This is a genomic window from Sphingobacterium sp. Ag1 (assembly GCF_000988325.1).
Lineage (GTDB): Bacteria > Bacteroidota > Bacteroidia > Sphingobacteriales > Sphingobacteriaceae > Sphingobacterium.
On record NZ_LBGU01000043.1, the window covers coordinates 734,686 to 749,832 of the forward strand.

At 41.2% G+C, this 15,147-nt stretch carries 13 protein-coding genes; 11 read left to right on the plus strand and 2 right to left on the minus strand.

What is annotated here, in order from left to right; translation table 11 throughout:
* Positions 1 to 79 precede the first annotated feature (79 nt).
* The 3 genes from AAW12_RS20330 (at position 80) to AAW12_RS20340 (ending at position 4,826) form a co-directional block, all read left to right on the plus strand.
* Positions 80 to 2,554 (plus strand): glutaminase family protein, encoded by a 2,475-nt coding sequence (locus AAW12_RS20330; RefSeq protein ID WP_046675398.1) that lies wholly within the window; start codon positions 80 to 82, stop codon positions 2,552 to 2,554.
* Positions 2,555 to 2,608: 54 nt separating this feature from the next.
* The gene (locus tag AAW12_RS20335; RefSeq protein WP_046675611.1) at positions 2,609 to 3,697 is read left to right on the plus strand and encodes a family 43 glycosylhydrolase; all 1,089 of its coding nucleotides are present in this window, start codon (positions 2,609 to 2,611) and stop codon (positions 3,695 to 3,697) included.
* A gap of 67 nt (positions 3,698 to 3,764) precedes the next feature.
* On the plus strand, positions 3,765 to 4,826 hold the full coding sequence (locus tag AAW12_RS20340; protein WP_046675399.1) for an acyltransferase family protein: 1,062 nt from the start codon (positions 3,765 to 3,767) through the stop codon (positions 4,824 to 4,826).
* On the opposite strand, the gene AAW12_RS20345 is transcribed toward AAW12_RS20340, so the two are convergent.
* Positions 4,818 to 5,762 carry an alpha/beta fold hydrolase gene (locus tag AAW12_RS20345; RefSeq protein ID WP_046675400.1) on the minus strand — a complete coding sequence of 315 codons (945 nt, stop codon included), beginning with the start codon at positions 5,760 to 5,762 and terminating at the stop codon, positions 4,818 to 4,820. The two genes, AAW12_RS20340 and AAW12_RS20345, sit on opposite strands and share 9 nt — an antisense overlap.
* 424 nt (positions 5,763 to 6,186) lie before the next feature.
* On the opposite strand from AAW12_RS20345, the gene AAW12_RS20350 reads away from it, so the two are divergent.
* The 8 genes from AAW12_RS20350 to AAW12_RS20390 all read left to right on the plus strand — a co-directional run bounded on the left by AAW12_RS20350 (position 6,187) and on the right by AAW12_RS20390 (position 13,869).
* Positions 6,187 to 7,692, plus strand: coding sequence for an ankyrin repeat domain-containing protein (locus tag AAW12_RS20350; RefSeq protein WP_046675612.1), 1,506 nt, complete (start codon positions 6,187 to 6,189; stop codon positions 7,690 to 7,692).
* Positions 7,693 to 7,810: 118 nt separating this feature from the next.
* Positions 7,811 to 8,296, plus strand: coding sequence for a DUF2271 domain-containing protein (locus AAW12_RS20355; RefSeq protein ID WP_046675401.1), 486 nt, complete (start codon positions 7,811 to 7,813; stop codon positions 8,294 to 8,296).
* 13 nt (positions 8,297 to 8,309) lie between these two features.
* A complete protein-coding gene (locus tag AAW12_RS20360; RefSeq protein WP_046675402.1) occupies positions 8,310 to 10,508 on the plus strand; it encodes a PepSY domain-containing protein in 2,199 nt (732 codons plus the stop codon).
* 85 nt (positions 10,509 to 10,593) lie between these two features.
* Positions 10,594 to 11,574, plus strand: coding sequence for an FAD:protein FMN transferase (locus AAW12_RS20365; protein ID WP_046675403.1), 981 nt, complete (start codon positions 10,594 to 10,596; stop codon positions 11,572 to 11,574).
* A 324-nt stretch (positions 11,575 to 11,898) separates the two neighbouring features.
* Positions 11,899 to 12,456 (plus strand): RNA polymerase sigma factor, encoded by a 558-nt coding sequence (locus tag AAW12_RS20370; RefSeq protein ID WP_197084120.1) that lies wholly within the window; start codon positions 11,899 to 11,901, stop codon positions 12,454 to 12,456.
* A 12-nt stretch (positions 12,457 to 12,468) separates the two neighbouring features.
* On the plus strand, positions 12,469 to 12,807 hold the full coding sequence (locus AAW12_RS20375) for a hypothetical protein (protein WP_046675405.1): 339 nt from the start codon (positions 12,469 to 12,471) through the stop codon (positions 12,805 to 12,807).
* Positions 12,808 to 13,044: 237 nt separating this feature from the next.
* Positions 13,045 to 13,338, plus strand: a complete 294-nt coding sequence (locus AAW12_RS20385) for a hypothetical protein (protein ID WP_046675407.1) — start codon at positions 13,045 to 13,047, stop codon at positions 13,336 to 13,338.
* Between the two features lie 75 nt (positions 13,339 to 13,413).
* The gene (locus tag AAW12_RS20390) at positions 13,414 to 13,869 is read left to right on the plus strand and encodes an Hsp20/alpha crystallin family protein (RefSeq protein WP_046675408.1); all 456 of its coding nucleotides are present in this window, start codon (positions 13,414 to 13,416) and stop codon (positions 13,867 to 13,869) included.
* Positions 13,870 to 14,539: 670 nt separating this feature from the next.
* Here AAW12_RS20390 and AAW12_RS20395 read toward each other — a convergent pair.
* Complete coding sequence (locus tag AAW12_RS20395) at positions 14,540 to 15,124, minus strand: DUF4126 domain-containing protein (RefSeq protein ID WP_046675409.1); 585 nt, start codon at positions 15,122 to 15,124, stop codon at positions 14,540 to 14,542.
* Positions 15,125 to 15,147: the final 23 nt, after the last annotated feature.

Genomic DNA, 15,147 nt, shown 5'->3' on the forward strand with positions numbered 1-15,147 from the left:
ATGGCCGCAACTCGGGTTGCGGCCTAAATTTATAGCTGAAAGTATACCTGTCAACCTAAACCTATTTTATACGAAATCAATGAAATTAAAATTACTAATTGCAACGGCTATTGTATGTCAATCGGTATCGTCGTTTGCACAAAAACAAGTCCTTAAGAATGATCTTCGCGCGCCTGCCTATCCTTTAGTAACAATTGACCCGAATACAAGTGCCTGGTCCTATAGCAACGAATTGAATGCGGATGTTGTACGCCATTGGACCGGAAAATCCTTTCCCTTATTGGGCGTCCTTAAAGTGGATGGAAAACCCTATCGCTTCCTGGGCAACGAAGAGGCTGAACTCTTGCCTTTGGCACGGATGGGCGAACATGCGGCTTGGACGGGAAGTTACGTTGTCAATGAACCTGCCTCAGACTGGATGAAACCTTCATTTGATGCACGGCAATGGAAAATGGGAGCAGCGCCATTCGGCACCAAGGACAAAGAACCCAATGTGGAGACTGATTGGCAGGAACCTAAAATTTGGGTTAGAAGGGAAGTTGAACTGACTGAGGATCTTACGGGCAAATCTGTATATATCGAATTTACACATGACGATGACGCTATTTTGTACGTCAACGGTATTGAGGTTGCTAATACAGGCAATTCGACAGGTAAAAATAGTCGGGTCAAGCTGCCCGAACATGTCGTAAAAACATTGAAGAAAGGAAAAAATATACTCGCGGGTTATTGCTATAATAGGGTAGCGAATGGATATTTTGATTTTGGACTCTTTACAGAAAAAGAAGGTAGTATTCAATTCGACAATGAAGCGAATCAGATCACTTCCAATGTGCAGGCAACACAAACACATTATTCGTTTAACTGCGGGCCCGTGGACTTAAATATTACATTTACTGCGCCGATGTTTTTGGATAAATTGGACTTAATGGCTAGACCCGTAAATTATCTTTCCTATACAGTCCATGCGAAGGATGGCAAGAAACACCAGGTACAACTTTATTTGGAGGCGGCACCAAATTGGGCACTGAATTCTCCTCTTCAAGATGCGACAAGCAGTTCCTTTATTTCCGGAAATCTCCAATTTGTAAAGACAGGAAGCAAAAGCCAGCAGGTTCTAGGAAGGAAAGGTGACGACCTACGGATAGATTGGGGGTATTTCTATATGGCAGGTGCAAAATCAAAGACAAAGTCCGCGGTCGGAAGTAGCCATCAATTACGCTCTAATTTTCTGAAGAGTGAAAATAGCTCTTCTCCAAATGGAGGGCAACAATTGGCACTGATGCAAACTTTTGATGTCTCATCAAGCTACCAGGATAAGATCTTGTTGGGCTATGATGACCTGTACTCGATCCAATATTTTGGACAAAATTTACGGCCTTATTGGAATACCAATGGAAATAGTTCCATTGAGAAACAATTTGAACTGGCCGACAAAGAGTATACTGTTCTCAAAAAGGCTGCTGATAAATTTGATGCCGAATTATGGGGTACGGCTTTGCGCAACGGAGGTGAAGACTATGCTGCATTATGTGCCTTGGCCTATAGACAGGCAATCGCCGCTCATAAACTTGTAAAAGCACCCAATAGCGATCTGCTTTTACTGTCCAAGGAAAATGATAGCAATGGGTCAATAGGAACTGTTGATGTAACCTATCCTTCGGCTCCGATTTTCCTTTACTATAATCCAGAACTGGCAAAAGCACTAATGAACGCCATTTTTTATTATAGTGAAAGCAATAAGTGGACAAAACCTTTTGCTGCGCATGATGTTGGGACCTATCCTTTAGCGAATGGCCAAACTTACGGTGGGGATATGCCCGTGGAAGAATCAGGCAATATGCTGCTATTAACTTATGCTTTGGCCAAGGTGGAAGGCAATGCCGCTTATGCCAAAAAACATTGGAAAGTGTTGTCTACCTGGGTAGATTATCTAGTCGATAAAGGTCTTGACCCCGAAAATCAGTTGTGTACAGATGATTTTGCAGGCCATTTTGCGCATAATGCCAATTTATCCATTAAAGCTATTTTGGGTATTGCATCTTACGGTTATCTGGCCCAAATGCTTGGTGAAGAGGCTACGGCGAAAAAGTATTTGACCGAAGCAAAAGCAATGGCGATGAAATGGAAAAAGATGGCCGAAGATGGGGATCACTACAAGTTAACTTTTGATAAAAGTGGAACCTGGAGTCAAAAGTATAATATGGTCTGGGATAAATTGCTTAAGATGGATATTTTTGACCCTTCTATCCGTGAAACTGAAATTAAATACTATCTCAGCAAACAAAATAAATACGGACTTCCCCTGGACAATCGTCAGCCTTACACCAAAACCGATTGGATTATTTGGACGGCGACCATGGCAGATGATAAGCCCACCTTTGAGGCATTTTTGAAGCCAGTCTACCGTTTTATGAACGAAACAACCGATCGCGTTCCCATGTCGGATTGGACCTATACAGACCGTCCTAAGAGAGCTGGATTTAAAGCAAGATCCGTTGTCGGGGGCTATTTTATCAAAATGTTGGAAGAGAAATTGGGAAAAGCAAAATAGCTTTCCCTATGATATAGAAAATAATATAAATAGAATAATAAGATGTTGAATGCAATGTTGTTCAGATATTGGATTGGCGGAGTTGCCGTACTGAACCTGTTGAGCTCCTGTGGAAGCGCTACAGGTTCAGTGAAGCCGTCGGGACAAATAACAAATGCTACGGCTCAGCATAAAACCTATAGCAATCCGGTTTTTGAGCCCATACTTGCTGATCCTACAGTCGTTAGAGACCCACAGCGCAAAATGTTCTATGCGTACGGGACAGCCGACAATTGGGGCGACGGAAAGGGGCAACGTTTGGTGTCTATTCTACAATCGGCTGATCTTGCTCATTGGACTTGGATTGGTACGGCCTTCAGCTCAAAACCAAGCTGGAAAGCAGAAGGCGGAATCTGGGCTCCCGATGTGGTGAGGTTAAGTGATAAGTATCTCTTATATTATGCCTATTCAACATGGGGCGATCCCAATCCCGGCATCGGTGTAGCCCTAGCAGCTAGACCGGAAGGCCCCTTTATCGATCAAGGTAAACTTTTTGATAGCAAGGAGATCGATGTGCCTAATTCAATAGATCCTTATTTTTTTACTGAAAATGGGCAGAACTATCTATTCTGGGGCAGTTTTAGCGATGCGAGCACGCAGGGTACATATGGTGTTGAACTGGATAAAAATGGGACAGTGGTACCCGATTTAAATAAAAAATTTAAAGTTGCCGCAGGAGATTTTGAAGCCGTTGTGATTCATAAACGGAAAGGGTACTATTACTTTGTCGGGTCCAAAGGCTCCTGTTGTGAAGGAGAAAAAAGCAGTTATCATGTTCTTGTGGGGCGCTCTCGCCATCTGAAAGGACCCTATGTGGATCAAGAAGGCCGCAACCTTACACAGCGGGGGAGTGGAACACTGTTGTTAAAAGGAAATGATCAATTTGTGGGGACGGGCCATACTTCGCGCATTATTACAGACGACAAGGGAAAAGATTGGATACTCTATCATGGTATAGATCCAAAACAGCCTCGTGTTGCTACGGGGGGAAATCGCCGGATGCTATTGTTGGATCAGATCGTCTGGGATAAGGACTGGCCAAAAATTGAAGGGACAACCAGCAGTGTTGCGCCACAACCAGCACCAACGTTTAATTTTAAATAGCATTTTCAATAGCTAGCAGCGGATCTTCGATCTTCGTCGGTCTTAATTTTCGCTGCCGATAAAAAATATGGTACATCAAACGAAGAAACATTTTGAACTTCTTGACGCCATGCGTGGGGTAGCCGCAATCGCAGTCGTCCTGTTTCACTTTATGGAAATTGCACAACCGGATTATCGCAATAGTTTTATTCCACATAGCTATTTAGCCGTTGATTTTTTCTTTTGTTTATCGGGTTTTGTCATTGCCTATGCCTACGATCAGAAGCTGGCCGCAATCGGTCTAAAACGATTCTTTCTCTTGCGTTTGCTGCGATTGCACCCATTGGTTATCATCGGTACGTTGATTGGTTTATTCGCATTTATTTACGATCCATTCAGCAGTTTGTCTGGCTCATTTTCTGTTTTGCAAAAGATGGGGATGTTCATCAGTGGGATAACGTTGATTCCATACCCGGTTGTACCAGAACGCTATTTTAATCTTTTTCATTTAAACCCACCTACATGGTCGCTATTTTGGGAGTATATCGCTAATATAGCCTATGCTTTGGTACCGGTACGGATTCCAAAAAAGTTTCTTTGGGGGATAGTGCTCCTTGGTGCAGCAGCGCTATGTGCCGAATCATTTCGTTCGGGCTATTTAGCTGTCGGTTTTGGAGCAGACAACTTTTGGGCTGGTGGAATTCGTTTATGGTTTTCGTTTTCAATGGGACTACTTATTTTTAGATCGAACTGGACCATTTCCAACAAGCTTCCTTTTTTCGGTGTTCTAGGTCTACTTGCCGCCGTATTTTTTATTCCATTTTCTGAAGCTTATGGTAAATACATTGATCCTATTGTCGTTATCTTCTATTTTCCTTTATTACTCTTACTGGGGATAGGAGGGCAGCCTGTGTTTGGAGGGGTCAAGAAGTTATGCAAGTTTTTAGGTGATATCTCCTATCCGCTCTATATCATTCATTATCCATTTATCTGGATTTTTATGAGCTATGTAGAACTTAATCACCCATCGAATAAGCAAATGGCTGTGATTATTGTTATTGGAATGCTGTTGTTGATTTTTTTATCTTTATTAGTCTTTAACTATTTAGATGAGCCTATTCGGAAATATTACGGTCGAAAACTAAAGTAAATGGCGATGAAGCCAGCTACTGATGAACTGGAATACCTCCATTTTGCAGTCTTCATTAAGAATTTCATGCCGCATGCCTGCATATAATTTAAGGGTTATATCGGTCTGTCCCTGTGCCCTTAACTGTGCCGCACTTTTTTCAACGCCTATGCCAAAATCTCCAATTGGATCATCCTGTCCGCTGATAAATACAATTGGTAGGTTTTTTGGGATATTCTTGGTAGCCTCGATAGCTGTCGCTTGCAAGGAAAGGTCTAATACGGTATGAAACCCATTGTTGGTAAACAATCCCCCACAAAGAGGATCTTCCAAAAATGAAATACGGTTTGTCTTGCTTATGCTTAACCAATTGCTGTTATTTTGGTTAGGCTCGTTCTTAAACCGAGCATTATTACGTTTGTCAAAAATGCGATTGATCAATTTACTTCTTCCTTTAGGGGCAATATTATTGAGAAGAGTGAGTAAAAGACGAAAAGCTGTGGATCCTTTTTGACGTTGGCCTGTCCCCACGATGATGGCCCCCTTAAATTGCCGACCAATTTTTTGTAAAACACAACGTGTGACAAAGGATCCCATGGAATGCCCTAAAATAAATTGAGGCAGTTGCGGATAGGTTTCACGTAAGAAGTTACTCATTGTAATGGCGTCATCAATAAGTTGTTCTTTAGCCCCACGCTTTTTAAAATAACCCAATTGATCGACCTGTAGCGCCGTTTTTCCATGGCCCAATTGATCGTAGGTTAAAACCGCAAAATTCTGTGTAGTCAGATAACTGGCCAATTCTTCGTACCGACCACTATGTTCCTGCATGCCATGAACCAAGAGTAATGTTGCCACTATTTGATTGTCGTCGGGTACATACAGACGATAGAAAATTTTATGTTCAGGTTCAGTCGTTGCGCTGATTGTATAAAAATTGGAAACTACCTTGCTCATTATACCACTTTATTTTAAGTAAAGTAAGATAATTTTAGTGCATTTGCAAGTTTAACAATCTTCTTTCAGATGTTGTTCGGATGAAGCCGAAAGCCTTTCAGGGCAATGGATCAATAAAAATTAGCACGATTAATTTTTGTGGTTTGGGAATATTTTTTAGATTTGCATTAATTTAGAATTAATTTAAATAAAGTAGCTAATCTATTTTAGACATGGGCTTGTCTGTATGCAGAAATTGTTGCAAACATCGAATTCGGAACGCATCCATGTTCTAAAAATATACGCGTTTACACATATTCTGATGAAACCAACACGATATATTTCAACCCATGTTATCGTATAATTAAAGCTCAATTTGCAGAATAATTGAGTAGGGAATGAATAGGTTATGTTGCTCCATCACCTTCAAAAGACAAATAAAAGAATGAAAAAGACACTTTTGGCAGCTTTATTATTCGCTGCATCTTATGCACAGGCGCAGACAAACTCGTTGATGAACGGCGAGTTCTGGAAGGGCAAACCTACATTGACCGTTGTTAAATCAGAAATCAGCAAAGGAAATAGCCCTTCTCAGCCGAATGCGGCATCCTTTGATCCGGTCACTATGGCTATATTAAATGGTGCTCCGACTGATGTCGTCAAATTCATGATCGAACAAGAAGGGAATAGTGTAACCAAGAAGACACATCACAGCCGTAGTTATTTACACTGGGCAGCGTCAAGTGGAAATGCTGAATTGGTCGATTTTTTAATAGCGAAGGGATCTGATGTCAATTACCAAGATAGCCATGGTTACCCAATTGTCGCTTATGCAGCTTCAACAGGAAATACAAATACTGCTGTGTATGATGCCTTGTTTAAAGCAGGTGTGAATCCCAAACAGAAATATGAAGGTGGTGCAACTTTGATGATGCTTGCAGCGTCTGCAGACAAGGACCTGGCATTGACGGATTATTTCATAAAAAAAGGATTATCTATTCAAGATAAAGATGAGTCGGGCCGTACGGTAACGGATTATGCTGCTAAACTTGGAAATACCGCGCTTATGGAGAAATTCATCGCCCGTGGTGTAAAGCCGACCAACAATGCGTTGTTTTTTGCGACTCAAGGTTCTAGACAAGCTTCTAACGGTTTGGCGGTTTATACCTATTTGGTTGAAAAGTTCAAATTGGATCCTAAGGCGGTAAATAAGGAAGGTGCTACGGTACTTCATGCTTTGGTTCGTAGGCCAGATATGGATGTGATCAATTATTTTTTGGATAAAGGTGTAGATGTCGCAAAAGCTGACAACGAAGGAAATACGGCACTTATGGTGGCTGCTAGTGGTAAAGATACTAAATTGGTCGAGTTGCTGCTTACTAAAGCGAAAAATGTGAATGCTGTAAATGAAAAAGGAGAATCTGCATTGACTAAAGCAATAGCAAATGGAACTCCTGAAGTAGCTGCGGCATTGGTTAAAAATGGAGCCGATACCAAGGTATTGGATAAGGAGGGCAATAACTTAGCGTTCTATTGGTTTAATTCTTACAAGGAATTGCCACAGGGGGGCAGACCAGGTGGTCAGGGAAATGTGTCACAAGGAGATGAGTTTAAAGAAAAATTAGCGATCCTTAAGACGAACGGATTGGACGTTATTGCTCCGCAAAAAAATGGTAGTACATTGTATCATTTGGCAGTAGCCAAAGAGAATGTGAAGCTTATCCAGAAAGCTAGCGAACTTGGAGTAGACATTAACGCACAAGATAAAGAAGGAACGACGGCACTACATAAGGCAGCTCTCCTAGCTAAAGACGATTCCATATTAAAAACATTGGTTTCGCTTGGTGCAAAAAAGGAATTGAAAACAGAATTCGATGAAACAGCTTATGACCTGGCGAAAGAGAACGATTTCTTAGCTAAGTCCAATGTGCAGCTTGACTTTTTGAAATAAGACAACATCGTATTTCAGTGGTATTTCTAATCATATCGATGAAATATCCCGATAAATAATAGAAATATTGGTAACGCTGAATGGACTACGGATACCTTAAAATTAGATACAATTGAAGATGAATAACATATTTAAAACAACGATAGCCACTCTTTTATTTTCAATGGCAGCCCTAAGCTCTTTCGCACAGGCAGCTAAATATAAGTGCATGATCCAAATGAATGCCTACGAAGGTGAGAAAGCCTACGTCGTGATTTCACTGATTAATCCTAGTGGAGCTTACGAAAAAACACTCGCCGTATTGGGATCTGATAAGCAATGGTATAATACGATCAAGGAATGGTACAAGTTTCAAAATAAGACCAAAGAGAAGCTAAATGCGGTGACGGGTGCGTCAGTTGGTGGCGGTGACCGTGCCATGCGTACATTGGATATTGACGAATCGAAGTTCAACAAAGGGTATAAACTCCGTTTTGAATCTGCTGTAGAGGAACAAAAATATCATACTGCCGATGTTGAAATCCCTTTAACAAAAGAAGCCATTACCGAAAAAACGAACGGCAAGGGATACATCAAACTTGTCAAGTTAAATAAAATACAATAAAAGAGGGGTAAAAATGCTGGTATCTATTTGGAGGTATGCACATTTAGCCTTAGCTATTGTTTCTTCTGTCTTTTTACTTTTATTATCGATAACTGGCGTAATATTGGCCGTTGACGCTGTCAACGAAAAAATTCCACCTTATCGGGTTGAACATATTGAAACTTTAAACCTTGCGCAGTCCGTAACAGCCTTGCGCAAGGTTTATCCCGAAATCATAGCGATTTCGGTAGATCACAATCAATTTGTGAGTATTGATGCCATAGACGCTGATGGCAATACCGTGAAGGGTTATATTGATCCGAATACCGGGCGTCTGCTTGGTCCCCAATTGAATAAGTCCCAATTTATTCAATGGGTTACAGCTTTACACCGCTCGCTCTTTCTGAAAGTGACCGGCCGGGTGATTATTGGTGTGGTTTCATTTCTGTTGTTTCTTATTACTATTTCAGGAATTGTTCTGATTGTTAAGCGTCAACAGGGCGTTCGACACTTCTTTGCCAAAATCAATCGGGACTTTTTTGCCCAGTATTTCCACGTTGTTTCAGGACGTTTATTTTTGATACCAATTTTGATATTGGCCCTAACTGGTACCTATTTATTCCTGGTACGTATTGAAATCTTAAAGAAGCCGAATCAAACCATCGAATATCCCAATAAGATGAAGGAAGATATCGAATTGGAGGTGGCAAAATTTTCAATATTCCAAAATACAAAACTTGTTGATTTGAAGACCTTGGAGTTTCCGTTTATGGAAGGCGATCCTGACGAATATTTTGTATTGAAGCTTCGCGATCGGGAATTGACCATCAACCAGTTGAATGGAAGCTTGCATAAAGAAGTCAAGTACCCCTTTACTGCATTGGCCGAAGAGTTGTCTTTGGACCTTCATACGGGTAAGACCAATATTATATGGGCTATTGTACTGGGGCTCGCATCGTTGAATATTGTGTTCTTTATTTATACAGGGTTCGTCATTACATTCAAGCGCACGCGTACAAAAATCAAGAATAAATATAAACCTGAAGAAGCGGAGATTGTTATTCTTTTCGGAACGGAAAATGGAAGTACGCTGTTTTTCGCCAATCAGATCCATAAACAGCTCTTGGCGGATGGGCAAAAATCGTTGCTGCTCGGAATGAATCAATATCAGTGCTTTCCAAAGGCAAAACACTTGCTTGTGTTTACTTCGACATACGGGCTAGGAACAGCACCCTCCAATGCACTTCAATTTGAACAAAAGCTCAATAGCCATCCACAAAAACAAGATGTACAATTTTCGGTTCTCGGCTTTGGTTCAAAAGCCTATCCCGATTTTTGTGCTTATGCGCGCGAAATTGATTGTTTACTAGAAAAACAAGGTTGGGCTTCGCGTTTAACAGACTTACATACCGTTAATGATAAGGATGTTGATGAACTTATTTCATGGATACATGACTGGTCTTCGCAGGCCACTATTGCACTCGCTTCTGCACCAGCTATTTATAGTGCTAAAGTTGTCGGACTGACGAAATTTAAGGTGGTAGTGAAGTCTGCTGTTTCAGCGACTAACACGACCTTTACTTTAGTGCTGAAGCCTGCAAGTAAAATTAACATGCAATCGGGCGATTTATTGGCAATCTATCCCGCGCAAGATCAACGTGAACGTTTTTATTCGATCGGCTACAAAGATGGAATGGTGCAGCTCGTGGTGAAATTGTTTCCTGATGGATTTGGTTCTAGCTTCCTCTATCGATTGGAACCGAATCAAACCCTCCAGGCACGTGTCATGGTTAATCCAAGTTTTCATTTCCCGAAAGCAGCAAATGCAGTCGCTTTAATTGCGAATGGTACAGGGGTAGCACCCTTTCTTGGCATGATTTCAGAAAATGAAAGTAGGACGCCTTTGCGTCTGTATGCTGGTTTTCGCCATCGAAATGAAATGACTGCGCACTATGTGGATTTTGCTGATCAACAGCTGAAATTAGGGCATCTGCAGCAGCTTGAACTGGCTTTTTCGCGCGAGGAAAATCCACAATATGTCATGGACCTGATCCGTCGGGATGCGCTATATTTTGTCGAATTGCTTGAAAAAGGAGGTTGTGTATTGCTTTGTGGTGCATTGCGTATGCAGCATGATGTTGAACATACTTTAAATGAACTTCTCCTGGCGCATGTCGGCAAAACTATTGCCGACTACAAAGAAAGTGGACAAATCTTAACGGATTGTTATTAGTAAATTGATGGTACAATGGTAAATCCCGTCACGAAGACTACTTTTGGTATAGATCGACTTTATAATTCCTTTTTGGATCAATCTCATGAAGAACAATAAACAATGTGTCCTGCTTTTAATGCTCTGCTTTGTGTCCATTACTTCGGGGATTGCGCAGGTCTTGGTCAAGCGGCAGGTTACCCTTATGGGCTCTGTTTTTGAAATCAGCTTGGTAGATCGGGATAGCGCGATTACAAATCAGCATATCGATGAAGTCATCTCCGAAATAGATCGAATAGAAAACCTGATTTCAGAATGGCGTCCGCAAACCCAAATAGCAGCGGTGAACCGCAATGCAGGGATTAAGCCCGTTAAGGTGGATCGGGAAGTATTTGAATTAACAAAGCGAGCGATCCAGTATGCTCAAAATTCAGGCGGAGCCTTTGATATTAGTATTGTTGCCTTGGATAAAGTTTGGGTATTTGATGGTAGTATGACCACGATGCCTACGGAAGATCTGGTTAAAAGGTCTGTCGCCAAGGTGGGCTATCAACACATCCGTCTCGACAGTGCATCTTCGACAATTTTTCTGGAATTGCCCGGTATGAAGATCGGTTTCGGCTCGATCGGGAAGGGCTATGCTGCTGATCGTGGCAGGGACATAATGAAGGCAAAAGGAATTGAAGCAGGTATAGTTAATGCTTCCGGAGATCTTTCGGCTTGGGGAAACCCACCCCGGGGGGATGCCTGGAAAGTGGGTGTAAACAATCCGTTCAAACCCCATCGAATGGTCAAGGTTCTTCATCTGAACGAAATGGCCGTAGCAACTTCAGGCAGCTATGAGAAATATGCGGAGATCAATGGAAAACGGTATTCACATATTATAAATCCAGTGACAGGTTATCCAGCTACGGGATTAACATCAGTGACGATTTATGGACCTTCCGCCGAGATTGCAAATGCCCTCAGTACCTCAATCATGGTACTTGGTGAGAAAGAAGGAAAAAAATTAATTCAGCGTTTCCCTGCATACCGTTATATTTTTATTACCGATAAAGGTAAAGTCATTCAGCAGCGGTGGAAGTAATAGACCACACAGCATCATTTTTTTTCTGAAAGTGTCTGATCTTATTGGCCAGAAAGAACCTTCAGTTTGCTTTCATTGCTGTTGGTGTCTGCGAAGTCATGAAGGTTTTGTTTTATTCCTGATAAAGTAGGTTGAATGCATCAGCTATTAGCTGATTATCTCGTATCTTTATCCTAACAAAGCGTATACGAAAGAAGACCGTGAAAACGTGTGCCATTGTTGGGGAGGTGGAAGTCAGCAAGAAGAAAGATTCATGAAAATAATTTAAAGTAAAAGTTTGACTAGTTCGTCTATGCTGCTATGGACATTGCATACCAAAATCATATGGCAGAAAAAAATTCCAGATCATTTACGGATATCGTTAAGACTTATGGAAGTCAGCTGCTACGTTTTGTTAAGGGAAGGGTAAAGAAAACGGAGGATGCAGAGGATATCTTACAGGAAGTCTGGTATCAATTTAGCCGTTTGACCAATATGGACGAATTGGAGAATGCTGGAGCGTGGCTCTATGCTGTCACACGAAATAAGATTACAGACAGCTACCGGAAAAAGAAAAGTGAATCGCTTGATGAGCTTATAGCAGGTGACGATGATAGCGAAAGTACGTTTCCTATTCGTCAGCTCCTTTTAGCTGACGACTCCAATAATGCTGAGCTAAAATTATTTAAGGATATCTTTTGGGATGAGCTGATGAAAGCATTGGAGGAATTGCCGGAGAAGCAACGCCGGGTTTTTGTGCTCAATGAACTGGAAGAGAAAACTCTTCAGGAAATTGCAGTCATGGAAAATGAGAACCTAAAGACGATTATCAGCCGAAAAGGGTATGCAGTGAAGCACCTGAGAATACGGTTGCGAAGTTTGTATGAAGAATTAAAATTTTAAAAGGATTAAGCTATGAATGGAAGAATGAAAAGACAGCGGAAGGGTAAATTCGCTTTTATGGTTGTCGCTATCATCGTTGGTGTTTTTTTGTTGGTAGCATTACTACAATATTTGTGGAATACATTAATGGTTGATATTTTCAATCTGAAAGCAATTACCTATTGGCAGGCGCTGGGACTCTTTGTCTTGTCGAAAATCTTGTTCGGCAGGGGCTTCGGTAAACCGGGAGGTGGCCGATTCCGACGGGATTTTCCGCCTCAGATGGAAAAAGGAGAAGATCTTTCCGATGAGGAAAGGGAACGTTTGCGCGAAGAATGGAAGCGTCGTTTTGGAGGACGATGCGGGTTCTGAAAAAAAGAATAAAAATTTTAAAGTAAAAACTGTTGTTGGGCGTCTTCTTCTATAAAGGCGCCTTTTTTTATGCCGATATCCTGATGGTAAACAAATAACAGAACGCGAGGATCTGTCAGCAGGGATGTTGGATAAAACAAATAGTTAATTACAACATACAAATGATCTAGGAAAATTCTATGTGCAATGTGCTGAAAATAGATATAATCCGCGATCATTTTTAAAAAATGTATTCAAATGAAAAATAAACTTCGATTTATATTGCCACGCCTCATTGTGCTTACGGCAATAGCAGGATTAGCAACATTGATTATTGGGACGATCTTTAAACTCTTGTTGTTTGGGACAGTTCTCTTTGGTATAGGAAGCTTTGCCGCGGCAAGAATGCGTAGAAGAGATAGACAAGCATTCAAAATGGATAGGGCTCCGGTATATCCGAACGTTCACCGTCATTATAAAACTGTGGTCGCTATTGTTCCATTACAAGGGCAAAAACGTGCTAAGAAAGCAACAATAGTTCCAGTTTACTAAGTTTAAAAATTGCAAGACGAGGAAATTCATCCCACATCAGTTTACACGTATTATTCAATATTAAAAATTAAAGACATGTTTAAAAGAAATCATTATACCAGCGAATATTCAAATCATAATAAATTTTGCGGACAACATTTCAAAGACCGCTTTGAAAAATTCCAACAACAGTTTTTTGATGGTGAAGCCGGGCACAATGCTGGCGTACAGCAAGCTGTTCCTGTAAATATTGCCGAAAATCAAGAGTTCTATGAAGTGCAGCTTTTTGCCGCTGGACGTAAGAAAGAACAATTCCAAGTCAGCATAAATGACGGGATACTGAAGATTTCATGTACAGAAAACACCCAGGACAATGCCATAGATTATATCTATAAAGAGCAGGATGGATTGGCATTTGAACGTGAATTCCAGTTAAATGAACAAGTACTTACAGATAATGTGCATGCAAGTTTCGAGGATGGGGTATTGACGGTTATCCTTCCAAAAGATCTTGAAAAAGTAAAACGGCCACAAGAGGTTGTTATTGATTAGTAAAAACCAGTTTTGATCTGGGCGCACATCAAGGCTGCTGATGTGCGTAGCCTTAAATCAGCGTAAGAGCTGATGTTGAAAAAGGACAGCATCGAATTTTGCTGTCCTTTTTTTGTCTCTTAATTTACCACCAACCGGTGCCCAAAAGCAGTGAACAGTAAACGAATTTCGAATAGCTGTTTGGCGCTATGGTCCTTATATCCGTACTACTTTTCTAAGTATTCCCAGAATTTGTCTCGATTGTTGACGAGTGCCATAATTGCTCAATAAGGGCCTAGATCAAGATAATCTCAAAACGGAAATGAACTAACACCAGATTGTAGGTAACAACAATTTTTAATCATTTTTTAAACAGTACTCAGTCATTGTTTATTCAGTCTACACTGAACGATCACTGAGCAATCACTGAACAAGCACTGAACGAGCACTGAATAAACACTGTCGAAAGGCATAACATGATACCTGCCAGGTATTCGCTTGATTGAAAGGTATAAAGGTTAGGGATTTGGAGTTTACGCAGCTATAGATCAGCTAGGGCTATAAGATGTTTACAATATCCCTAGTTGGTTTGTCTGCGCTAAATTTGCTTACGCCTGTGCTGGTGAGGCTTGGCTTTATTGTCGCTCGTATGGCACTGTGTGAAGTTTATTTAGATGTTATGTTGTGAAAGCTACTCCGTTCTTTTAAGTTTTTTATTGAGTTGTTCTTTGCCAAATCGCCAAAAGAAATAGAATAGGCCTATAACAACTATAATTGCCATAAAGGGCACAAATATGGCGAGTATGGTCAAAATGGTTGAACCGATGGTTTCCATGGTCGAGATCATAAAATTGCCAAAACCTGCCGTTCCAACAGACGAGACTGCCCGGGTGCCAGCTAGCGCTGTGCTAATGGTCGCCGCGGTACCGCCACCAGCGATGATTGCCATGGCCCAGCGGAAAAAGGGTGAAATATCTGCAAACTGTATGGCAAAAAGTAAGGTGCCTGCTATCGTCGCGAGAGGAATTGAAAGGCTGTCCAATATATTGTCAATAAAAGGAATGTAATATCCCGCTATTTCTAGGATCATGGCTAGGCTTGTAGCTGCCAAAACAATAGGTGAGCCCGCCCAGGCCAATTCATTGCCAACCTGGAACAATTCAAGCCGACAGCCAAGGCTCAATAAGAATAGCGGCATGAAAACCCGGAAGCCGGTAGCAGCAGCCAGACTCAAGCCTATAAAAGCACTTACCAAAAATGTGGATAGCTCATTCATGGTCAATATTTTTGATACAACCT

What these genes read in the sequence shown, in the direction of transcription:
- AAW12_RS20330 (WP_046675398.1), top strand. Translation starts at nt 80, where the DNA reads ATGAAATTAAAATTACTAATTGCAACGGCTATTGTATGTCAATCGGTA.
- AAW12_RS20335 (WP_046675611.1), top strand. Translation starts at nt 2,609, where the DNA reads ATGTTGTTCAGATATTGGATTGGCGGAGTTGCCGTACTGAACCTGTTG.
- AAW12_RS20340 (WP_046675399.1), top strand. Translation starts at nt 3,765, where the DNA reads ATGGTACATCAAACGAAGAAACATTTTGAACTTCTTGACGCCATGCGT.
- AAW12_RS20345 (WP_046675400.1), bottom strand. Translation starts at nt 5,762, where the DNA reads ATGAGCAAGGTAGTTTCCAATTTTTATACAATCAGCGCAACGACTGAA.
- AAW12_RS20350 (WP_046675612.1), top strand. Translation starts at nt 6,187, where the DNA reads ATGAAAAAGACACTTTTGGCAGCTTTATTATTCGCTGCATCTTATGCA.
- AAW12_RS20355 (WP_046675401.1), top strand. Translation starts at nt 7,811, where the DNA reads ATGAATAACATATTTAAAACAACGATAGCCACTCTTTTATTTTCAATG.
- AAW12_RS20360 (WP_046675402.1), top strand. Translation starts at nt 8,310, where the DNA reads ATGCTGGTATCTATTTGGAGGTATGCACATTTAGCCTTAGCTATTGTT.
- AAW12_RS20365 (WP_046675403.1), top strand. Translation starts at nt 10,594, where the DNA reads ATGAAGAACAATAAACAATGTGTCCTGCTTTTAATGCTCTGCTTTGTG.
- AAW12_RS20370 (WP_197084120.1), top strand. Translation starts at nt 11,899, where the DNA reads ATGGCAGAAAAAAATTCCAGATCATTTACGGATATCGTTAAGACTTAT.
- AAW12_RS20375 (WP_046675405.1), top strand. Translation starts at nt 12,469, where the DNA reads ATGAATGGAAGAATGAAAAGACAGCGGAAGGGTAAATTCGCTTTTATG.
- AAW12_RS20385 (WP_046675407.1), top strand. Translation starts at nt 13,045, where the DNA reads ATGAAAAATAAACTTCGATTTATATTGCCACGCCTCATTGTGCTTACG.
- AAW12_RS20390 (WP_046675408.1), top strand. Translation starts at nt 13,414, where the DNA reads ATGTTTAAAAGAAATCATTATACCAGCGAATATTCAAATCATAATAAA.
- AAW12_RS20395 (WP_046675409.1), bottom strand. Translation starts at nt 15,124, where the DNA reads ATGAATGAGCTATCCACATTTTTGGTAAGTGCTTTTATAGGCTTGAGT.